The organism is Pseudomonas fuscovaginae SE-1 (assembly GCF_000364705.1).
GTDB lineage: Bacteria > Pseudomonadota > Gammaproteobacteria > Pseudomonadales > Pseudomonadaceae > Aquipseudomonas > Aquipseudomonas fuscovaginae_A.
This window is the reverse complement of sequence record NZ_AQOH01000035.1, coordinates 15,248-37,376: the sequence shown is the minus strand read 5'-3', so window position 1 is coordinate 37,376 and position 22,129 is coordinate 15,248. Positions and strand designations below refer to the sequence as shown.

The following is a 22,129-nucleotide window of genomic DNA, read 5'->3' as shown; positions in this document are numbered from 1 at the left end:
TTACGGCTGCTACGCAGCCGAGCGTGGGCAAGCCCACTCGCCACGTCGGATGCCACAGAAACAGTTCGGATCCAGGAGGACACCGCCCCATGGCCACATTCGCCCATTCCGTCGGCGCCCAGACCTATCGCTTCGACAGCCTCAGGGAAGTCATGGCCAAGGCCAGCCCCGCCCGCTCCGGCGACTTTCTCGCCGGCGTCGCCGCGCAGAACGACGGCGAACGGGTCGCGGCCCAGATGGCCCTGGCCGACATCCCGCTCAAGCACTTCCTCGAGGAAATGCTGATTCCCTACGAAGCCGACGAAGTCACCCGGCTGATCGTCGACACCCACGACAAGCAGGCCTTCGCCGCCGTCAGCCACCTGACCGTCGGTGGCCTGCGCGACTGGCTGCTCAGCGAGGCCGCCGACGAACAGAGCCTGCGCGCCCTGGCCCCGGGGCTGACGCCGGAGATGGCCGCCGCGGTGTCGAAGATCATGCGCGTGCAGGACCTGGTGCTGGTGGCGCAGAAGATCCGCGTGGTGACGAAGTTCCGCGGTACCCTGGGCCTGCGCGGCCGGCTGTCGACCCGCCTGCAGCCCAACCACCCCACCGACGACCCGGCCGGCATCGCCGCCAGCGTGCTCGACGGCCTGCTCTATGGCAACGGCGACGCCATGCTCGGCATCAATCCGGCCACCGACAGCCTGAGTTCGATCTGCGACCTGCTGAACATGCTCGACGCGGTGATCAAGCGTTACGAAATTCCCACCCAGGCCTGCGTGCTGACCCATGTCACCACCTCCATCGAGGCGATCAACCGCGGCGTGCCACTGGACCTTGTGTTCCAGTCCATCGCCGGCACCGAGGCGGCCAACGCCAGTTTCGGCATCAGCCTGAAGATCCTCCAGGAAGGCTACGACGCCGGACTGAGCCTCAATCGCGGCACCCTCGGGCAGAACCTGATGTATTTCGAGACCGGCCAGGGCAGCGCGCTGTCGGCCAACGCCCACTTCGGCGTCGACCAGCAGACCTGCGAAACCCGCGCCTACGCCGTGGCCCGACACTTCAAGCCGTTTCTGGTCAACACGGTGGTCGGCTTCATCGGTCCGGAATACCTGTACAACGGCAAGCAGATCATCCGTGCGGGCCTGGAAGACCACTTCTGCGGCAAGTTGCTGGGCGTACCCATGGGCTGCGACATCTGCTACACCAACCATGCCGAAGCCGACCAGGACGACATGGACACGCTGTTGACCCTGCTCGGCGTCGCCGGGATCAACTTCATCATGGGCATTCCCGGCTCCGACGACATCATGCTCAACTACCAGACCACCTCGTTCCACGACGCCCTCTACGCCCGGCAGACCCTGGGCCTCAAGCCCGCGCCGGAGTTCGAGCAGTGGCTGGCGAAGATGGGCATCTTCACCCAGACCGACGGCAAGGTGCGCTTCGGCAGCAACCTGCCGCCGGCGTTCCGCCAGGCCCTGGAGCAGCTAGGATGAATGACATGGCCAACGAGATCGACAGCGACAACCCCTGGCTGGAGCTGCGCCGCCTGACCCCGGCGCGGATCGCCCTGGGCCGTACCGGCACCAGCCTGCCAACCCGCGCGCAACTGGACTTCCAGTTCGCCCACGCCCAGGCTCGCGATGCGGTGCACCTGCCCTTCGACCACGCCGGGCTCGCCAGCCAGTTGGCCGAGCGCGGGCGGCAGACCCTGCTGCTGCACAGCGCCGCCGATGACCGCCACAGCTACCTGCAGCGCCCGGACCTGGGCCGCAAGCTCAACGATACCTCGGCCCAACGGCTGCGCGAGCATGCCCAGGCCCATCCGGGCGGTGTCGACCTGGCGATCGTCGTCGCCGACGGGCTGTCGGCGCTGGCCGTACATCGGCATACCGTGCCGTTCCTCACCCGCCTGGAAGAACAGCTCGAAGCCGAAGGCTGGTCGCAGTCGCCGGTGATCCTGGTGGAACAGGGCCGCGTCGCCGTCGCCGACGAGATCGGCGAGCTGCTGGGCGCGAAAATGGTGGTGATCCTGATCGGCGAACGCCCTGGCTTGAGCTCTCCGGACAGCCTGGGGCTGTATTTCACCTATAATCCCAGAGTCGGCCTGACCGATGCCTACCGCAACTGTATCTCCAATGTGCGACTGGAAGGCATGAGCTACGGCCTGGCCGCCCACAAACTGCTGTACCTGATGAAAGAAGCCTGCCGCCGACAATTGTCGGGGGTCAATCTCAAGGACGAGGCCCAAGTGCAAACACTGGAAAGCGAATCGGATGTCCACTCCAACGGCAACTTCCTACTGGGTCCACCCAGGGACTGACCGTCATCCGGATTGCTCTTTTGCGACGCTTTGGGCAGCATCGGCGTAGCGGCTGCCCGAGTGAGTGAACCGTTTGCCGTCATATCCACGAAGTTGAGGCCTGATCTATGCGGATTACTCAAGCGACCCTGGAACATCTGGACCTGTTGACGCCCCTGTTCGTCAAATACCGTGAATTCTACGGTTCACTGCCCCTTCCCGATTCGTCCCGCAGCTTTCTGGAAAAGCGCCTGCGCCGCAAGGAGTCGGTGATCTACCTGGCACTGGCCGACGATGACGACAAGAAGCTGCTGGGTTTCTGCCAGCTCTACCCGAGCTTTTCCTCGCTGTCGCTCAAGCGCGTGTGGATTCTCAATGACATCTACGTGGCCGAGGATGCCCGGCGCCAACTGGTGGCCGACAACCTGATGCGCACCGCCAAGAAGATGGCCCGCGAGACCCAGGCCGTGCGGTTGCGGGTGTCCACCAGCAGCGACAACAAGGTGGCGCAGAAAACCTACGAGTCCATCGGTTTTCGCGAAGACACCGAGTTCAAGAACTACGTGCTGCCGATCAGCGACGACTGACAGGCGCCCTCTCGAAATCCTGCGGCGCCCTTTTCGCGGATAAACCGGGACGCCGGCTCCCACAAGCACTCGCACCGTGCATGAATCCTGCGAACGATGCTGATGGGAGCAGGATTCATCCGCGAAGAGGGCCCCAGGCCCACCACCGGCACACATTCGCAGGGGCACCGCAAGACATCCCTCGCTACAAACTCGGTAAGCAGAATCCTCTCCAGCTCTTATAATCCCGATTTCAAATCAATGTACGAAAAAACTACATTCGATGTAGTTAACTACGTGTCCATTTTTGCGCAGGTCTGCCGATCCAGACCGTCAACACAGGTGCCACCCATGGATTTCAACCCGCTGGACCTAATCCTGCATCTCGATGTGTACCTCGACATGCTGGTGAACAATTACGGGCCATGGATCTACGCCATCCTGTTTCTGGTGATCTTCTGCGAGACCGGCCTGGTGGTGATGCCGTTCCTGCCCGGCGACTCGCTGCTGTTCATCGCCGGAGCCGTCGCGGCCGGCGGCGGCATGGACCCGGTGCTGCTGGGCGGGCTGCTGATGCTGGCGGCGATCCTCGGTGACAGTACCAACTACATCATCGGCCGCACGGCGGGTGAAAAGCTCTTCAGCAACCCGAACTCGAAGATCTTCCGTCGCGACTACCTGCAGAAGACCCACGACTTCTACGACCGCCACGGCGGCAAGACCGTGACCCTGGCGCGCTTCCTGCCGATCCTGCGGACCTTCGCCCCGTTCGTCGCCGGCGTCGGCAGGATGCCCTATGCGCGGTTCTTCGCCTTCAGCGTGCTGGGCACCGTGCTCTGGGTCGGTGGCCTGGTGACCCTCGGCTACTTCTTCGGCAACGTGCCGTTCATCAAGAAGAACCTGTCGCTGCTGGTGGTCTTCATCATCCTGCTGTCGCTGATACCGATGATCATCGGTGTACTGCGCAGCCGTTTTGCCGGTGTATCCAAAGCCGAGACCCACTGAGCCCGTGTGGTCGCTGAGCGCTTGGCGCCGCCGCCGAACCCTCGCCCGCCATCCCGTTGCCGACGAAACCTGGCAACGGGTGCGCGAGCACCTGAGTTTTCTCGACGGCCTGAGCGAGGCCGAGGACCGCTGGTTGCTGGAGCACAGCGTGCTGTTCCTCGCCGACAAGCACCTCAGTGCCCTGCCGGGCGTCGAGCTGGATCAGTACAGTCGACTGCTGCTGGCGGCCCAGGCGCAGTTGCCGTTGCTGCACCTGGGCGACCTGGCGTGGTATTCGGGCTTCCATGAAATCGTGCTGTACCCGGATGACTTCCTCAGCCCGCAACGCCATCGCGATGCCGCGGGCGTGGAGCACGAGTGGGACGCCGAGCACAGCGGCGAAGCCTGGCACCGTGGCCCGGTCATTCTCGCCTGGCCCGGCGTGCTCGCCAGTGGTGCCTGGGAAGGCTACAACCTGGTGATCCACGAGTTGGCGCACAAGCTCGACATGCTCAATGGCGATGCCAACGGTCTGCCGCCGTTGCACGGCGACATGCGGGTCGGCGACTGGGCCCAGGCGATGCAACACGCCTATGACGACCTCAACCGCCAGTTGGACCGCGACCCCGATGCCGAAACCGCCATCGATCCCTATGCTGCGGAAAACCCGGCGGAGTTCTTCGCGGTGACCAGCGAATACTTCTTCAGTGCCCCGGATTTACTGGACACGGCCTATCCCAAAGTCTACGAGCAACTGCGCGCGTTCTACCGCCAGGACCCGCTGGCGCGACTGCGCCACCTGCAGGCGCACGACCCACGCTACCAGGCCGCGGACTGATCCGGCATTTGCCGTTCCACCCTGTGCCAGACTCTCCGCACGTCCTGCGACACGTGGCATCCACCCCGGAATGTGCCTATAATCGCCGCCACTTTTTGGTCAATCCAACCAGGTTTCCTGGTCCACTAACGGGGGCATCGCCCAATGAGCTACAGCAAGATTCCGGCTGGTAAAGACCTGCCGAACGACATCTACGTCGCGATCGAAATCCCGGCCAACCACGCGCCGATCAAATACGAAATCGACAAAGACAGCGACTGCCTGTTCGTTGACCGTTTCATGGCCACCCCGATGTTCTACCCGGCCAACTACGGTTTCATCCCCAACACCCTGGCCGACGACGGTGATCCGCTCGACGTGCTGGTCGTGACCCCTTACCCGGTCGCTCCAGGTTCGGTGATCCGTGCCCGTCCGGTCGGCATCCTGCACATGACCGACGACGGCGGTGGCGATGCCAAGGTGATCGCGGTTCCTCACGACAAGCTGTCCCAGCTGTACGTCGACGTGAAGGAATACACCGACCTGCCAGCCCTGCTGCTGGAGCAGATCAAGCACTTCTTCGAGAACTACAAGGATCTCGAGAAAGGCAAGTGGGTCAAGATCGAAGGCTGGGGCAATGCTGACGCTGCCCGCGCCGAAATCACCAAGTCGGTTGCCGCCTTCAAGGGCTGATTCGCCCTGCTGACAAGCGCTGCTGAAGAACCCCGGTCCGCCGGGGTTTTTTTATGCCCGTTTACCCCGGGACAAACAGGGCGTTTAATGACTAAACAGTGCGAAACGGGCGCCCATGCACAAGAGTAGGAATAGTCAACAAAATCAATCACATTGTGTGATTTTGAGCGCTATTTTTGAACATCTCGTTTATTTAAACAGGTGTGGCACGCCAGTAAACTCTGTGTTCATGAATACATCAGGTGATCGCTTAAGAGCGCTCCTGCGGGAGTGCCATCTTTCCGCTTCGGACTTCGCTGCCAATCGGCAGGTGACGCCGCAGCACGTCAATAACTGGTTCAAGCGTGGCATCCCCATGGCCCGCATGGATGAGATAGCGGAGTTGTTGTGCGTCAACAGCCGTTGGCTACGAACGGGCGAGGGTCCGAAACACCCCGGTGCTTCTGCCGCTGAGGCAGAGGCCGACGCCCTGCGGCCAGGGGCCGGCGAACACTACTCGGCCCGCGACGACCTGGCCGCCACCGAACGCAACGATGTCCAGGTTCCGCTGTACAAGGAAACCCCGACGGGACCGGGTTCCAAACAGACCCAGGTCAGCGCGATCCCCGGCCGCAAGGTGCGCCTGCCGTATCGGATCCTGCAGGCCATGGGCGTCGACCCGGACAAGGCCATCTGCGCACCGATGACCGGTAACGGCATGGCCGAGAAAATCGAGGACGGCTCCACCATCGCCATCGACCGCAGCCTGACCCAGGTGGTGGACGGTGAAATCTATGCCCTGGAACACGACGGCATGCTCCGGGTGAAATACGTCTACCGCCTGCCGGCGGGCGCGTTGCGGCTACGCAGCCACAACAACGACGAATACCCCGACGAGATCTTCAGCGCCGAACAGATCGAACGCCAGGGCATTCGGATCCTCGGCTGGGTGTTCTGGTGGTCGACCTTGAACAAGCGCCGCCCACCGGTGCCCAGCAAATAGTGTCGAAATGTTGGTTTATCTGAAAACGACAGCTCTGCATGGCGGTTTTCGCTGGGCATATGTCGCAAATGTGGGTATCCTGCGCCCCACATTTTGGCAGCGTCCCCCGAAAGCGGGTCAGCCTGCCACAGACCCTGTGCAAGACTGCCGCACAGGGTCTCCCGACCAGACATCGCCTTTGCGCATGTACCTTTTGAAGGCGGGCGAGGCTTACCAAAAATGAGCCAAACCCGTCCCCGAGAAGCCGGCCACAAGCCGGCTTTTTAATGCCCGACATTTTGCGAGACCCGGCAGCGCCGTTGATCGCCTCTCATTCGCTAAACCAGCCAAAAGCCACGCCGCCCCCTCCAGAACTCGCCCGCCCAGCCGAAACAAAGGGAACAGCCGGCACAGATCGGCCTGCGGTCGCCTGAGCAACCTGACGCGGCATGTACCAGGCCGCCCTCAGGCAGAGGGAGCTGTATCGACCACGGCCACAGAGGCTCTCGAGATAATGACTGGCCTATTCAAGAAACTCCGAAAACTCATCAGCCCCCCCCTGGATAATCCAAGGCTGCTCAGGGCCCAGTACGTCGCGCTGTCGCGTCAGTTGCCGCTGATGTACTTCATCCTGATCGTGAACACCTGGGCGCTGGTCATGACCCACCTGGACAATGCGCCAGACTGGCTGGTGTTCTACATCCCGATGGCCATGACCCTGATCTGCGGCATCCGCGGCGGCATGTGGTGGCGCATGCGGCATCATCCGCCAGCGCCCGAACTGATCGCCCGTGCCCTGGTGCGGACCAATCTCCTGGCTCCGCCGATTGCCACGGCCTTCACCTTCTGGTCACTGGCGCTGTTTCCCTATGGCGACATCTACGCGCAATCCCACGTTGCCTTCTACATGGCGATCACCGTCATCGGCGTGATCTTCAGCATGATGCACTTGCGCCCGGCAGCGCAGAGCACGGCGCTGATCGTCAACCTGGTGTTCGTGGTGTTTTTCTCCAGCATGGGCAACGCCGCCTTTACAGCCACGGCGCTGAACGTGCTGCTGGTGTCCATGACCATGCTGGTGATCCTCAACAACCACTACCGGGCCTTCACCCGGCTGGTCGACGCCCAGGCCAAGGCCGAGCAGTTGAGTGACGAAAACCTCAAGCTGGCGAACGAGGACAGCCTGACCGGGCTGCCCAACCGCCGGCAGTTCTTCAGCACCCTCGACCGCGAGATGGCCAACGCCGAGGCCAGCGGCACGCGCCTGGCCGTGGGGATCATCGACCTCGACGGTTTCAAGCCGGTCAACGACCAGTTCGGCCACAGCGTCGGCGACCGCCTGCTGGCTCAGGTGGGGCAGCGCCTGAACAGCCTGCTGGAAGACAACATGCACTTGGCGCGCCTGGGCGGCGACGAGTTTGCCCTGATCCTGGCCAACGATACCAATGACCAGGCGCTGGCGGCCTTCGGCCAACGGGTCTGCGACGCTCTGGCCACACCGTTCCTGCTCACCGACCTGCCGGTGCAGATCGGCGGCTCCCTGGGCATCGCGACCTTCCCGGACATGGCGACCAATGCCATCGAGGCGTTCGAGTACGCCGACTATGCGCTCTACCACAGCAAGCGTACCAACCGCGGGGCGTTGTCGATGTTCACTGCCAGCCACCACCAGCAACTGCTGCATGAAGGCGTGACGGAGCAGGCTCTGCGCCGAGCGGACATCGAGCAGGAGTTCCACCTGGTGTATCAGCCGGTGATCGACCTGCGCACCGGGCGTACCGTGTCCTTCGAAGCACTGGCACGCTGGCACAACTCCAAGCTGGGCGACGTTTCTCCCTACCGGTTCATCCCGGTGGCCGAGCGGATCGGCCTGATCAACCGCCTGACCCCGCCCCTGTTGCGCAAGGCGCTGGCGACCGCCAAGGATTGGCCGGCCGACATTCGCCTGTCGTTCAACCTCTCGGCCCACGACTGCGCGTCGGACGAAGTGGCGCAGCAGATCGTCGAGGTGATCGTGACGAGCGGTTTCGATCCCCGGCGACTGGACCTGGAAATCACCGAGACAGCGACCATGCAGGATCTCGTCCAGGTGCAGCGGACCATCGACGGCTTCCGCCGGCTGGGCTGTGGCATCTCCCTCGACGACTTCGGCACCGGCTACTCCAGCCTCAGCCAACTGCACTCGCTGGCCTTCACCAAGATCAAGATCGACCGCAGCTTCGTCACCGGCTTGCATGAGAAACCGGCCAGCTACAAGATCGTCAAATCGCTGGTGGCGTTGAGCCTGGACATGCAGCTCGATTGCATTGTCGAAGGCGTGGAGACCCGCCACGAGCTGGACGCCCTGGCCAGCCTCGGCTGCTCGCTGGTCCAGGGCTACTTCTATTCCAAACCGATGTCGCCGGCATCGGTCCAAGCCTGGCTCGACCAGGAAAATACGACGGAACGTGCCCAGTGCTGAATCCCAACCGCAAGGCCCTGCTGGACCGACTTGCCGCCGCCCCCGACGATGTCGCACTGCGTGCCGCACTTTATCGCGACCTGCTCGACACCGCCGACGTGGCCCTGGATGGCCTGCAGGTTGCCGCCGGCCTGGGCGATCCGGCCGCTCTTGAGGTGATCGCCGAGCGGCACGCCAAACCCCACACCAACCGGCCCAGGGCCTGGCTGCCGCAACTGCGCGGTCTGCCGGTCGATCGCCTGGCGCTGAGCGATGCCGAACCGGAGTGGCTGGATGCCCTGGCCGGGCTGCCGCTGCGCACACTGGTACTCCATGCCCCGAACTTCAGTTGCGACCAGGAACTCTGGCGACGCCTGCCCGCCCTGGCCCTGGAGACCCTGGAGATCAGCGGTTTTTCCCGTACGGACAACGAGACCTGCCTGCCGTCGGCCGAGCGGCTGCGTCGGCTGAAGCTGACAACCCACGGTGATGACTTCGACGACACGTTCCTTCGGCAACTCGATAACAGCGCACTGCAGGAACTGTCGCTGAACCGTTGCGATGAAATCACCGACGACGGCCTGCTCGCACTGTCGCACCTGCAGTTGCGCTCCCTGGAACTGGAGCGCATCGAGCAACTCACTTCCCGCGGCATGGCCCTTGTGTCCAGACACCCACTCGAACACCTGTCGCTTGGCTGGGGACGTCTCGCCCTACTGCAGAACCCGGATTGGCTGCGCAGCCTGACAGCCTTGCGCTCGCTGAGCCTCGATCATTGCTACGCGAACGAGACCACCTTGCAGGCCATTCGCGGGCTGCCGCTCGAACGGCTGTCCCTGCAGTCCGCCTATGTCAGCGAGGAGGATATTGCCAAGCTGGAAGGCATGCCGCTCATCGACCTGGACCTGAAGGCTTCGCAGGCGATGATCGAGCGGCTCGATACCCTGCATGCATTCCCGCTCAAGCGGCTGGGGCTCGGCGATGTACAGGGCATCAGCGCTGATATCCTGAGCGACCTGCGTGGCCTGGCGCTGGAGTCGCTGGATCTTTCCCTGAACGACATCACCGGCAGGGAACTGAAGCAACTGGCCGGCCTGCCGCTGAAACGGCTGAACCTCAACTTCTGCAATGGCGTCGACGGCAAGGCGCTGCGGACGCTGGTCGAACTGGGCCTGCCATTGGAAGAGCTCGAGATCGGCGGCCTGGAACTGCGTGACACCGACCTGGCCTGTCTGGTCGACCTGCCCTTGCGACGTCTGGGCCTGTATGAAAGCCCCTGGCTTACCGACGCAGGCGTCGCCCAACTTGTCCATCTGCCGCTACGCAGCCTGACGCTCACGGCGAGCACGGGAGAATCGCGGATCACTTCGGCCGTGGTACCTGCGCTGGAGCGCTTGCCACTGGAGGAGCTGTCGTTGCAGAACTGCTCCGGGATCGATGCCGACGGCTGGGATCGTCTGGCCAGGCTGCCGGCGCGAGTCACCGGACCTGGCATCTGAAGCTCGGCCAGTCTCCGGCAGGCGCCGTCAAGGAGTGCGGTAAACCACGCAGCAACTGAGGTACAGTTGCCATCCTTTAGCCATAAGACCCTCTGGGCGCCAGGTAAAGGAGCTTCAGTAGATGACGCTTCACATCCCGACCCTGCTCATCGTGTCGGTGCTCATTTTCTGCGTGATGGGCCTGTTGACCCTGCACGCCTGGAGCCGTGAAACCCGCGAACGACCGCTCGCCTATCTGGCCGGCACGATGCTGCTGGCTTCGCTGGGCATGGTGCTGGTGAGCCTGCGGGGCATGGGTATCGACTTCGTGCCCCTGGTGCTGGGCAATGTCGTGCTGTTGCTGAGCGCCGCGATGAACTGGACGGCGATGCGGATACTGGCCGGACGGGCGCCGTCGCTGCCAGGCATGCTGGCCGGTGCGGGGGCCTGGCTGGCCCTGTGCCTGGTGCCCGCTTTCATGGAGTCGCTCAGCATGCGGGTCACCGCCTACTCGCTGCTGACTGCCGTCTACGGATCGGTCACGGTGCTGGAGTTCTGGCGCAGCCAGAAAAGTCTCGAAGTCTCCTACCTGCCAGCCTTTTTCCTGACTCTGCTGCACACGGTGTTCTATTACATCCGGGCGTTCTACGACACCGGCCTGGGGCTGGACCAGACACTGACCGATACCGGCAAGGGCACGTCATTTTTTTCGTTGCTGCTGTTCGAGGCCATGGTCTACGTGATCGGCATTGCCTACATGACCCTGGCGATGGTCAAGGAGCGTGCCGAGCTTCGCTTCAAGGCGGCCGCCTACAGCGATGCCCTGACCGGCGTCGGCAACCGCCGTGCATTCATGGATCGGGGAGAACGCCGACTGCAAGCCTGCAAGCGACGGAAGGCGGTGGCGGCGCTATTGCTCTGCGATCTCGACCATTTCAAACGACTGAACGATACCTTCGGCCACGCCATGGGCGATCAGGCGCTGATCGCCTTCAGCCGGGTCATGAGCCGGGCGCTGCACGAAAAGGACGTGTTCGGACGCATCGGCGGGGAGGAGTTCGCCTGCCTGCTGGAATGCGGCGAAACCGAGGCCATTGACGTGGCGCAACGCATCCGCCGCGAGTTTGCCGCGCTGACCTTGCTGGAGCCGGGCCTGCTCAGCGTGAGTATCGGGGTGGTGACGACATGCGAGAATGGGTACGAGTTGTCACGGTTGCTGTCGCTGGCGGACGAGGCGCTGTACGGAGCCAAGGACAAGGGTCGTAATCGGGTGGAAGTGGCGCAGGGCCCCCTCGTGGTGCATCGGGTTCCCGATGTTCCGCTCGACTAACCTGCGTACAGCGGCCCCCCTTCGCCCAGTCGCGAAAGTTGGCAGTGCCTGATAACGCGTCAGGGTGGCGGACATTGCGGCAGGGGACCAAAAGGTGGGCCTGACTTACGTGTTCCCGTGCGACACGGACTGTGTGGGAGAGGGTGCGCCTGCCCACGAATAGACCCTCAAGCCTTGCGCGGTGTCAGGGATAGCTGAACTTGCGCACCAGCGTCAGTTCGCCCGGCGCACGCATCGGGACGATGAACGACTCCATCTTCTCGTTCACCGTGCCCTCTTCCGTGATCAGTGTGATCTTCGCCGTGGTCAGGGCCTGTACGGCGTTTTCCTGGCCGCCGTCCTCGTCGTCATCGCTGCGGTAGCCGCCACCGTAATAGTTCACGTAGATCAGGTACTGGCCCTTGATCGGCGCCGGCATGGAGAAGATCTCCGGGCCGTAGCCGGTGGTGACGTCGACGTCCAGCGAGCCGCCGTTGGGCGCCGTGCGGTCGCCGTACCAGATGTGCGCGCCGTCCGGCGTGACCACATGCAGGTCGAGGTCGGTGTGGTCGCTGTCCCAGGACAGCAGGATGCGCAGCTTGGCCTTGGTCGCGCCGCCGGAGTTGAGGAACTGCACGCGCTTGCGCTGCTGCCCGTCGGCGCTGCGGACCTCGACGCTGTTGGTGCCGTTGGGGAAGGCGAATGGCCGGTCGAAGTTGCCAGCGGCATCGATCTTCAGCGGCATGCTCACGCCATTGACAATGAGGTTGCCCGGCTCGCGGGCATTCTTCGGCGCCCCCTTGATCTGGCCCATGATCCGCGCCGTGTCGGCCTGGCCCAGTGGCGTATTGACCGACGAGGCCGGGTAGTTGACGGTCTGGCTGTAGTTTTCGCCATCCGACGCCCCCTGGCGCCAGCCACCGCGCGGGGTGTCGAGCTTGATCTCGGCTTGAGCCGTGCTCAACGCAGCCAGGGCGGCGAGGAACAGGGCTACGGTTGGGATACGCAATGTCATGGCCTATTCCAGTAACAGGTGGCGGGCAAGCCCTTCGATGTAGTCTTCGTCCTGGCCGTTCGGGTGGGCTTCGAATGCCAGGTGCAGGTATTCATGGGTCAGGTCGAGGCGGTCCTGCTGGGTCAGCACGCCGCGCACGTAGATGCGCTGGCGCTCGCGGTCGACATACGGACGGCCGAACGACACGCGGCACACGGCGAAGCGGCTCAGTTCGTTATAGCCGACCTCGCGGTCCAGCCGCTGGCGCCAGACCCGGCGCTGCTTGAGCAGCCACTCCTGGGCCGCCGGCAAGGGGTCGCAGGAGGCCACCGGGTTGTCCCAGCGGCTCAGGCTCGCCCGTGGATAGGCGTGCTGGAGGATCTGGTCGTAGCGCGCGCCGTTGCTGGCCTGCTCCACGGCCTGCTGCCAGGACAGCTTGTCCGGGCCGGACAGGTCGGAGTGATAGGTCACCGGGCTGCCGGCCAGCACCAGGTCGCTGGTCCAGGCGGCGACGGCGCGCGCCTCGGCCGTGGCCGGTCGCGGTGCCACGCGCTGGCGACTGCTGCTGTCGTCGATGCTCAGGCAGTCACCGCTACGCCCGGCGTTCTGCAACAGGTAGCTGCGGATCGCCACGGCCAGGGCCTTGGCCGCCTCGACCGGTTCGCTCTTGGCCTCGCGCTGCAGGACCCGGGCGACGTATTCCTCGCGATCGAGCCGGGCCACCAGTTGCGGCTGGCCGGCGTTGTTCAGCAGGAACAGTTCACCGGCGCTTTCGATGTCGAGCTGGTTGCCGTTGGCGAAGTCGACCCGGTAGCGACCTTGCAGGCCACCTTCCGCAGCCACTTGGCCATCGGCACGGCTGACGCCCTTGAGCGGGTAGCGCGAGAACAGCTCAACCTGCACGCAGCGCCCGGCGTCCTCCGCCAGGGGTGCTGGCAGGAAGCTGCCGAGCACGTCCGAATAGTGCCGCAACACCATCTGGCTGGTACCGCGACCTCCGGCCCAGAGCGGCGTCCCGTCCGCCAGCCAGCCGGCGAAGCCGCCCTGGCGCGACTGCGGGTCCTGGTCGCCGAGCCAGCTCCAGGTCTTGACCCGCAGGCGCCCACCCAGCACCGCCACCGCCTGGCCGTCGGCAGCGTTGAGCACCACATCGAGCAGCAGCTTGCGCGCACTGTCCTGGGCCGGCAGCGTGCGCAACGCTTCCAGCAGTTGAACGACGGGAACGCGGGTCTGCGGCTGCAACCGGTCGAGGCCGAGCAGCCACTCCGGAGCCTGGCGCGCCTGCCAGTAGCCGCGCCACTGAACCGGATCGATGTTCAGGCGCCGGGGATCGAAGTACAGGCCACAGGAGCGGACCAGCGCCGCCTCACGGGCGATGCTGCCGCCCGGGGTGCAGCAATAGACTTCTTCGTGATCCTGGCCATGGCAGTCGTAGGCTGGCTCCTGCCGGTCGGTGTCCACCAGCCAGGCATAGACGAACAGTTTCCACAGGCTGCCCAAGGGCGTCTGCAAGTCCGCCGGCAGCGGCTCGCGACCGAGCACCTGGGTGGTGTTCAACTGCACCAGCTCGTAGCCGTCAGCGGTTTTCCAGGCCAGGCGCAGCGGCGCCTCCTCTGCCGTCGCCAGCAGAGGCAGGATGCACAGCAGGAGCCAGGTCAGCGGGCGCGTCATGTCATTGGACCGTGACTTGCCCGAGCGCCGCCTTCTGTTCCAGGACCTGGTGCTCCGGCGCGTAGACCTGACTGAAGCGTGCCGGCGGCAGCTTGAACTGGCCCTTCTGCGAGAAGCGGATCAGGTGGCGCACACGCACTTCGCCGTTGAGGCTGTTGACCGGCACGCCGTAGGCCATCTGCCCCGGCTCGAAGTGCGCTTTCTCCAGCGGCGTGGCTTCCTCGCCTGCGAGACCGGCCAGGTTGACGCCCCAGGTGGTGCGCTCGACATCGGCCCCCGGTGGCAGCGGCAGCTCGAGCATGCCGTAGCGCACCGGCTTGGTCGCCTTGCTGGTGAGGGTCACTTCGTCCAGGTACAGGCTGTCGCTGGACAGCGGCTTGTCGCCCACGGCCTTGAGGCTGAAGGTGTTGGCGTCATCGCCCGGTACCAGTTCCAGCAGGCGGCGCCTGATCTGCACCGGCAGGTCGGCGGCGGCCTTGCCCTGGCTGAGGTAGCTCAGGGTGGCGCGCAGCGGACGCTCCTGGGCGCCGCTCAGGGTCAGCACGCTCGGCACGCCCTGGCCTTGCCACTGCCAGTAGGCCTCGCCCGTGCTGCCCTGGCGGACCTGCCAGCCTTCGCCCGGGGTCAGATTGACCATTTTCGGCGTCTGCTCGACGCTGCGCTGCAGCCAGGTCAAGGCCAGGGCGCGTTCCAGGGTGGATTGCTGCGGCAGCAGGCGCTGCAGCAGATCCTGGGCCTGTTCGGCATTGAACGGCTTGAGCGACAGGTTCAGCGCCGTGGCGAACGGCTGCGCACTGGCGCCCAGGCGCTGTTCGGCCGCCGGCAGTTGCTTGCCGAACGCGTCCGGCAAGGCGACCTTGCCCTGGCGTGCCAGCGCGGCGGTCAGTACCCGCGCGCTGGCCAGGCCCAGGGCCGAGTCCGGCGCGCCCATGACCACGCTGTCCTCGCCATCATCCAGCAGGTTGGCATCGGCGCCCTCGCCGGCTTTCGCCAACTCGTCCATCAGGCCGCTGAGCAGGGTGTTGACCGGCAGTTGCATCTCCTTGGCGAACGACAGCACCAGCGCCCTTTGCAGCAATGGCGTGGCGCCAGCCTGCTTGCCATAGACGTCCAGCACCCGCTGCCAGTGCTCCGGCGGCAGGCTCACACCCAGGGCCTTGCTGGCGTACCAGTCGGCGTAATAGGCGTAGGCGGTGAGGAAGGCATCCGGCGTGACGTCCTCGCCCCACCAGGTGAACCAGGCATCGGGACCGGCCATCGATACCAGACGCAGGCGGCTGTTCTGCAGGATCAGGCGCAGGCGATCGCGGACCTGCGCGTTACCCGACAACGCCGGGTAGGCGATGCTCAGCGGCAGCAACTGACTGGCGGTCTGCTCGACGCCACCGTAGGGGTAGCCGAGCAGATCGTCGAGGCTGGCGCGGAACAGCGCCTGCGGGCTGTCGTCGAGGCGCAGGCGAATGTCGCTGGCATCGGCCGGCAGGCTCAGCGGGGTATCGCCAGTGGCAACGCTGAGGCTCTGGCTCTGGGTCACCTGCCAGCCGTCGCCCACCGCGGTGAGGCGCACGGCCAGGGTATCCTGGGCCTTGCCGTTCTGCTGCAGCTCGGCGGTCCAGTCGCCGCTGCTCAGGGCGATCGCCGGCAGCGCGACGTAGTTGATGCCCTTGTTCAGCGACAGCGGCAGGCGTTGTTCCTGGCCGGCATAGCGAACCAGCAGTTCGGCCTTGGCCGGCTTGTCGTCCTGGCTGAAGGCGAACAGGCCGAGCTTGGGCTGGTCGCCGTTGCGGAAGTGGGTCGGGCCACTCCATTTCAGGTACAGCGGCTTGTCGGAACGGATGAACTGGTTGCGCTGGCCCACCTGCCCGGCGTCGGAAATCGCCCGGGCGGTGATGCGCCAGCGGGTCAGCGAGTCGGGCATGCGGAAGGTGAAGCGCACCTTGCCATTGGCGTCGGTGACCAGTTCCGGCTGCCAGGCGGCGGTGTCGACGTCTTCGCGACGTGGCCGCTCCAGCACTTTCACCCCACGCTCGCTGCGGTTGGCCTTGCCCGGCGCACCCGGGCTGCCCGGAAGGGCGACGTCGTAGCTGATGAATGACAGGCTGGCGCTGGTGCGCACGTTGTTACGCCGCGGGTGGTAGAAGAACTGGTCGATGCTCGGCGCCACTTCCGGCTGCAGGGCATAGATCATTTCGTCCACCACGCTGACGGTCAGGTGCGCCGGGATCGGCTTGCCGGCGAACTGGGTGGTCAGGTCCACCGAGACGGTGTCGCCCGGCTGGTAGCTGTCCTTGTCGGTGGCGATGGCCACGTCGATCTGCGGCGTGGCGACCTTGAGGCCGGCGTTCTGGAAGCTGTATTCGCCGCCCTTGGTGTAGAGCACCGAGAAGGTCAGGTTGGGGGCGAAGTTGTCCTTCACCGGAATCCGTGCGCGGTACTGGTTGGCGCTGATCTTCTCCAGGCGCAGCCAGTCGGCGCCCTTGGACAGCAGCGCGGTGGCCTCGACCTTGTCGCGCTCCAGGGACAGCAGTGCGTCGTTGACCGGTTCCGGGAAGGTGATCAGTGCCAGGGCTTCGTCACCGGCGTGGTACTCGGGCTTGTCGAGCAGGATCTCGACGGTACCGGGCACGGCTTTCACACCGTCGCCGGTGACCGAGTGCCCGGTGGCGCCGAGGATGCGCTCGTGGTCATCCTTGAGCGACAGATTGTAGGTGCCGGGACGATCGAAGGTGAGGCTGAAACCCTTGTCGTTGGCCGCGAGCTTGCCGCCACCGGTGGTCTGGTCTTCCAGGCGCACCCAGCTGTAGCTGCTTGGTTTGCTGGCGTTGGCCTGCTCGACGGCGGACTCGATGGCGTAGCTGAACGCGACCTTCTCGCCACTGGCGCTGAAACGCTGCGGGGCCGACAGGCTGTAGCGCGACGCGCCACGCTCGATGAGGATTTCCTTGGTGGTCTTGACCCGGTACGCGGCGCCATCGCTGGCGAACACGGTGAGCATGTAGCGGCTGGGCTTCTCCGCGGCCGGCAGATCGAGTGCGGCCTGGCCCTTGTCGTCGGTGGTCAGCTCGGCGCTGGTCAGTTCCACCGGGAATTGCCCGAGGTACTGCAGTTCGTTGTCGACCATCGACAGTTGCTGGGCACGCAGGGTCAGTTGCACCCGTGCGTCGGCCACCGGCTTGCCGTCCGGGTAGAGCAGTTGCAGCTTGCCCTTGACCGGCTCGCCGGTGCGGAAGTCCTGCTTGGCCAGGTCCAGGGAGATTTCGAAGTGCGGTTTGATGTACTCGGCAACGCGGAAGGCGCTGCTATAGGTCTGGTCGCGGTAGGTGAAACGCAGTTCGTAGCCGCCGGCCACGGCATTGTCCGGCAGCTGGAAACGGCCCTGGGTGCCGGCCTTGCCGTCCAGGTTCAGGTCCAGGGTCTGCAGCGTGGTGCCGGTGGCATCGAGCACGCTGACCTTCACCGGCGCGCCGGTCGGATTGACCGAGTCACGGGCATTCTTGAATTCGCGGCCGACGATCTTCAGCGACACCCAGTCCCCCGGCCGGTACAGCGGCCGGTCGGTGAAGGCGTAGAGCTTGGTGTCGTAGATTTCGCTGTCGTAGTAGAAGTTCTCGGAGACGAACACCCCGCCCTCGTCATCCTCGCCGATCATGAACGAGCGCTCCGGGCTGACGTGCTTGAGGCGCAACAGGCCGTCGGCATCGGTCTCGCCGCTGCTCATCACGCCCAGGCCGTCGGTCCACAGCACCTTGACCTTGGGCACCGAGCTGCCTTCATGCTTGCGCGCGGCCCAGACCATCAGCTCGTCACCGGCGATCTTGCTCACGGCCACGGTGTTGGAGACGAACACCACGGTGGTCGCGCGGTATTTGCCGACCAGCGCCTCGACCAGGTACAGGCCCGGCTTCAGCTTGCCCAGCGGGATGTAGACGTTACCCGGAGCAACGCTGATGAACTGGCTGGAGGAGCCCGCCAGCTCGACGCCCTTGGGCGGCTGGATCGGCTTGGCGTCCCACAGCGGGTAGCGGAACTGGCTGACCAGCGGCAGGCCCGGCAGTGGCGCGTATTGCGGCGGGTTGTCATACGGGGTCGGCCGGTTGAAGCTGTCGCCCATCTTCAGTTCCGGGACCTGCTCGGTCACCTGCTTGCGCGACTCGTAGGAGAACGCCCGTTGCATCACCCGGCGGGACTTGCGGTACCAGTTATCCCACAGATAGGCCAGGGTGTTGGACAGCCCCTCGCCCTTGAACTGACCGTCGCTGACCACCCGGTGCAGGTTCTTCTGGCGCTTGAGAAACTCCAGCGGCTGGTCGATGCGGTACACGCGGATGTCCGCGCCGCCATACGGTTCCATGCGGAAGCGCCGGTAGTCGCGGCCCGGCGCTTCAAGGCGGACCAGCGCCTGCTCGTCGCTGGCGAAGCTGCTGTCGGCGAGCAGGAAGAAGCTTTCACCGGCAATCGGCGTGTAGTTGCTCGGTGCAACCGAGTCGTCGGCGGCACCTGCGGCGACCGGCAACAGCACGGCCAGGGCGAAAACCATTCGGGATAACAGACGCATCATGGAAGACCCGTTCATCGAGAGAGGAAGTTCAGCCGGTAGACGCCGATGAAGTTGGGGTTCGTTGCATCGGGTATCCATCGGGTGTCCTTCCATGTCATGAGTTGCTGCACGCTGGCGGAGCGCATGCCGTTGTCGGTGGGGGTGGTGGTGCCGGTGTGATAGGCGATGTTGCGGCCCATCCAGATCATCAGGTGCTGGTCGTCGCCCTGGTCGAAGAACAGCAGGTCACCGGGCCGCGCCTGGTTGAGGTCGCGGCTGACCAGTTGGCTGTTGAACTGGATCAGCTTGATCGCGTTGACGTAGGGCCCGACCTTGCCGCCCCCCTGCTGCCACTGCTGAGCCAGCCTGCGCTGGCTGTCGCTCAGGGTCAGCTCGGGTGGCAGGTAGCGGTTGGACAGACCATTGGCCCGCAACCACTTGTCATCGTGTGGCTTGAGCGCCTCGTTGGCGGCGAAGCGCACCAGGCCGGCACAGTCCTGCTGGTACCAGCGCGGGCTCGGGCCCTGAGTCAGTTGCTCCTGGGCGATACGCACGAACCAGGCACGGAACACCTGGGACTGCTCGACGTCCAGGGCGGGTGTTTGGACGGCGAATGCCGACGTGCTGAACAGCAGCGCCAGCACGCACAGGCGCACCCTCACGGTGGCGAGTGGGCTTGCCCACGCTCGGCTGCGCAGCGGCCGCAAAGCCAGCCACCGCGTTGCATCAGCCAGGCCCCGTTCGCAGGTTTCAGGGCTGCCATGCAGCCCAGCGTGGGCAAGCCCACTCGCCACAGCCGTGCAGCGTTGCCAGGCGGTGCTGAACATAGACGTCACATCGCCCGCCATTGCAAAGGCAGCCACTGCCAGTGGCCTTCAGGCTCGGTGCCTTCGGGCAGGGTCAGGGCGTACTTGCCGAAGCCGGCGAGCTTCTGCAGCTTGGGCAGCAGGTGGGTCTGCGCGGCGTTGCGGAACACCGGTTCCATGTCCTGGGGCAGGCTGTCGAGGGTTTCCTGCTTCATCAGTTGCGCCAGGGAATCCGGGCCTAGGTAGACCGGCATCAGCGCATCTTTCGGCGCCACGTCGGCCAGCGGCGGGAAGTGCTTGTCCAGGGTGCCGAGGGCCTTGTCCACCAGCTTGTCGTCCAGGGAGAACAGCAGGGTCGAGCCATGCCGCGCCAGGCTCACGCGGAAGAAACCGCGGCCGGTGATGGTGTCGGGGTTCTCGGCTTCCTTGGCGGCGTACTGGCCGAAGGTCGAACTGACCACGCGCTTCCACTGATGCAGGCCGTCCTTGTTCTGCTCGTCGATCGGGAACAGGCCGCCCTCGACGTTGCTTTCCTGGGTGCCGACCATGGAGCCGAACAACTTGCCGAGGTCGGCATCGAGGCTGTCGTTGTCCTTGTTCAGGTTCGCCACCAGCAGCGGCGTGTACAGGCGCGAATCGGCGTACCAGCACAGGCCGGCGGCGCCGCTCATGTGCTCGGTGAGTTTCTGTGCGGTGGCCGCATCGGCACCGAGCTTGACCAGCAGCGGCTGTTGCTGCTCGGCAGCCAGGGGCAACGCCACGCAGGCACTGGCGCCGACCGGCATGGCCTGCCAGATCGGCTTGAAGTCGTAGTCGACGGCCTTGTCCTGCTCGTCGAGCGCCAGGAAGCTGTGCCAGCCCTTGTCGTCCATGTCCAGGCGCAGGCCGGCGAAGCTCGGGATGAAGCGCTGATAACCCATGGCGAGAACGCTGGAGGCCACCGAGATGCGCTGCTTCACTGCCGCTTCGCGTGGCTTGAGGCCAAAGGCCTCGGGGAACAGTTTTTCACCACCGAGCAACGCGGCCAGGGCCTGGGTCGAGACTTCGCCCGGGGCTGCTTCACTGTCGTCACTGGATTGTTCATAGAGGCGGTCCGGGTTGGACAGCACCACCAGCTTGTCACCACGGGAAGCGAACAGCAGCGCCTTGCTGGCGTTGTAGGCCAGGCGGTAGAGCGCCACGCTGTCGCCGGCGACCTTCACTTCGCCGACCTTGCTCAACTGGGTGTCGTCGAGGGCGACGTGGGCCAGCGGTTCGAGCAGCCTGGCCAGGCCGCCGCGGTCCATCACCAGCAGGAAATCCTTGAGCCGGCCATCGGCGCCGCGCCACAGGGCGATGTCGGCGGGCTGGTCGAACAGTTGCTCGATCAGGTTGTCCTGCAGCTTGAGGTCATGCTCGTAGATGATCCGCCGCAGGCTGCCGATCAGACCCAGGCGGTCGCCGTGGCTCTCGTAGTAGAAAACGAAATCCTCGGTGAGGGTATCGCGCAGGAACGGCACGCTGAGCAGGTCCTTGGGCAACTGGCTCAGGGAGGCGGTTTCCAGCAGCGCGTCCGGGCGGCTGACGCCGAGTTTTTCCAGGGCCAGTTCCGGCAACGGAGCAACGGACTTGTGCTGGAAAAACCAGCCCAGGCCGCCGACCACCGCGCCGGTCACGCACAGCCCGAGCACCAGGCCCAGCCAGCGGCGCGAACCGGCAGGTGGAGGAGTGGCCGGCGCGGCGGCGGCCGGGGAAGCAGTGTTATCGCTCATGTTCGCAAAGCCCATTCATCCGTGGAGCGGGATGTTCAATAGTTGAAGGTCTTGACCAGCAGCAGGTCGCCGATCGCGCGCAGCGGAACGGTGAAGCTCTCGCGCTTTTCATCGACGGTGTTTTCGTTGAGCACCAGGTTGATCTGCGAGGTGATGACCTCGTTCTGGTTCGCACGCTCGGTAAAGTTATAGCCGTCGCTGGCGCTGTAGTTGCCCCAGTAGTTCACATAGACCAGGTAGGTGCCGTGCATCGGCGCGGTCATGGTGAACATTTCCGGGCCTGGGCCGTCGACGCCGTCCGGGTCGAGACCGCCGCCGTTGGTCAGGCGCGGGTTGGCGTAGAAGGCGTGCTGGCCGTCGGGGGTGATGATGTGCAGGTCGAGCTCGGCCTTGGGGTCGTCCCAGCCGAGCACCACGCGAATGCGCGCCGGGGTGATCTGTTTGTTGGCTTCGTAGAACTGCACGCGCTTGAGCGACTTGCCCTGGGCGCTGCGCACTTCGACGCTGTTGGAACCGGAACCGAAGGCGTAGGGGCGCACGAAACGGCCGTTGTCGTCGGTATAGAGATTCAGCGGGTTGCCGTTGACCGCCAGGGTATGCGGTTCACGCGGCCCGGAGGGCGGGTTGATCCGCCCTTCGATCGGCGTGCGACTGCGCTGGATGCCACGGTCGATGGGCGGGGTCGGATAGGCCACCTGCGGTGCATCGCTGCGATCGAGCAGGCCCGAGTAACGCCAGCCGCCGGTCGGCTCCTGCAGCTCGGCCGAGGGCCCGGCCCAGGCGGTCGCGGCCCAGAGAGCTATCAGCATTGGAAATAACCGGCGCATCAACA

16 protein-coding genes are annotated in these 22,129 nt (G+C 64.8%); 10 read left to right on the top strand and 6 right to left on the bottom strand.

Going from position 1 to position 22,129, the window contains the following annotated elements; all coding sequences use genetic code 11:
- Window positions 1-89 precede the first annotated feature (89 nt).
- The 10 genes from K675_RS0104585 (at window position 90) to K675_RS0104540 (ending at window position 11,559) form a co-directional block, all read left to right on the top strand.
- Window positions 90-1,484 carry an ethanolamine ammonia-lyase subunit EutB gene (locus tag K675_RS0104585; RefSeq protein ID WP_017902333.1) on the top strand — a complete coding sequence of 465 codons (1,395 nt, stop codon included), beginning with the start codon at window positions 90-92 and terminating at the stop codon, window positions 1,482-1,484.
- A complete protein-coding gene (gene eutC / locus K675_RS0104580) occupies window positions 1,481-2,311 on the top strand; it encodes an ethanolamine ammonia-lyase subunit EutC (RefSeq protein ID WP_017902332.1) in 831 nt (276 codons plus the stop codon). Before K675_RS0104585 ends, eutC begins: the two co-directional genes overlap by 4 nt.
- 107 nt (window positions 2,312-2,418) lie before the next feature.
- Window positions 2,419-2,877, top strand: coding sequence for a GNAT family N-acetyltransferase (locus K675_RS0104575; protein WP_017902331.1), 459 nt, complete (start codon window positions 2,419-2,421; stop codon window positions 2,875-2,877).
- Window positions 2,878-3,207: 330 nt separating this feature from the next.
- Window positions 3,208-3,861 carry a DedA family protein gene (locus K675_RS0104570; RefSeq protein WP_017902330.1) on the top strand — a complete coding sequence of 218 codons (654 nt, stop codon included), beginning with the start codon at window positions 3,208-3,210 and terminating at the stop codon, window positions 3,859-3,861.
- A gap of 4 nt (window positions 3,862-3,865) precedes the next feature.
- Window positions 3,866-4,678 (top strand): zinc-dependent peptidase, encoded by an 813-nt coding sequence (locus K675_RS0104565; protein ID WP_017902329.1) that lies wholly within the window; start codon window positions 3,866-3,868, stop codon window positions 4,676-4,678.
- Between the two features lie 144 nt (window positions 4,679-4,822).
- Entirely contained in the window at window positions 4,823-5,350 is a 528-nt protein-coding gene (gene ppa, locus K675_RS0104560) for an inorganic diphosphatase (RefSeq protein WP_017902328.1), read from the top strand.
- A gap of 229 nt (window positions 5,351-5,579) precedes the next feature.
- Complete coding sequence (locus K675_RS0104555; protein ID WP_026144926.1) at window positions 5,580-6,332, top strand: LexA family transcriptional regulator; 753 nt, start codon at window positions 5,580-5,582, stop codon at window positions 6,330-6,332.
- A gap of 493 nt (window positions 6,333-6,825) precedes the next feature.
- Window positions 6,826-8,772, top strand: a complete 1,947-nt coding sequence (locus K675_RS0104550; protein WP_020481035.1) for a putative bifunctional diguanylate cyclase/phosphodiesterase — start codon at window positions 6,826-6,828, stop codon at window positions 8,770-8,772.
- Window positions 8,766-10,250: a hypothetical protein gene (locus K675_RS0104545; protein ID WP_017902325.1), complete on the top strand. Its 1,485-nt coding sequence runs from the start codon at window positions 8,766-8,768 to the stop codon at window positions 10,248-10,250. The genes K675_RS0104550 and K675_RS0104545 overlap by 7 nt, the downstream gene beginning before the upstream one ends.
- A gap of 121 nt (window positions 10,251-10,371) precedes the next feature.
- Entirely contained in the window at window positions 10,372-11,559 is a 1,188-nt protein-coding gene (locus K675_RS0104540) for a GGDEF domain-containing protein (protein ID WP_017902324.1), read from the top strand.
- A gap of 184 nt (window positions 11,560-11,743) precedes the next feature.
- Here the strand turns inward: K675_RS0104540 and K675_RS0104535 are convergent, their stop codons facing one another.
- The 6 genes from K675_RS0104535 to K675_RS0104510 are packed head-to-tail and all read right to left on the bottom strand — an operon-like array spanning window position 11,744 to window position 22,124.
- A complete protein-coding gene (locus tag K675_RS0104535; RefSeq protein WP_017902323.1) occupies window positions 11,744-12,553 on the bottom strand; it encodes a YfaP family protein in 810 nt (269 codons plus the stop codon).
- Between the two features lie 3 nt (window positions 12,554-12,556).
- Window positions 12,557-14,203 carry a DUF2300 domain-containing protein gene (locus K675_RS0104530; RefSeq protein ID WP_017902322.1) on the bottom strand — a complete coding sequence of 549 codons (1,647 nt, stop codon included), beginning with the start codon at window positions 14,201-14,203 and terminating at the stop codon, window positions 12,557-12,559.
- A 1-nt stretch (window position 14,204) separates the two neighbouring features.
- Window positions 14,205-18,776, bottom strand: coding sequence for an alpha-2-macroglobulin family protein (locus tag K675_RS0104525; protein WP_080635307.1), 4,572 nt, complete (start codon window positions 18,774-18,776; stop codon window positions 14,205-14,207).
- A complete protein-coding gene (locus K675_RS0104520) occupies window positions 18,773-19,567 on the bottom strand; it encodes a DUF1175 domain-containing protein (protein ID WP_020481034.1) in 795 nt (264 codons plus the stop codon). The genes K675_RS0104525 and K675_RS0104520 overlap by 4 nt, the downstream gene beginning before the upstream one ends.
- 5 nt (window positions 19,568-19,572) lie before the next feature.
- The gene (locus K675_RS0104515; RefSeq protein WP_026144923.1) at window positions 19,573-21,297 is read right to left on the bottom strand and encodes a DUF2138 domain-containing protein; all 1,725 of its coding nucleotides are present in this window, start codon (window positions 21,295-21,297) and stop codon (window positions 19,573-19,575) included.
- Between the two features lie 35 nt (window positions 21,298-21,332).
- Window positions 21,333-22,124, bottom strand: a complete 792-nt coding sequence (locus K675_RS0104510; RefSeq protein ID WP_026144922.1) for a YfaP family protein — start codon at window positions 22,122-22,124, stop codon at window positions 21,333-21,335.
- Between the last annotated feature and the right edge of the window lie 5 nt (window positions 22,125-22,129).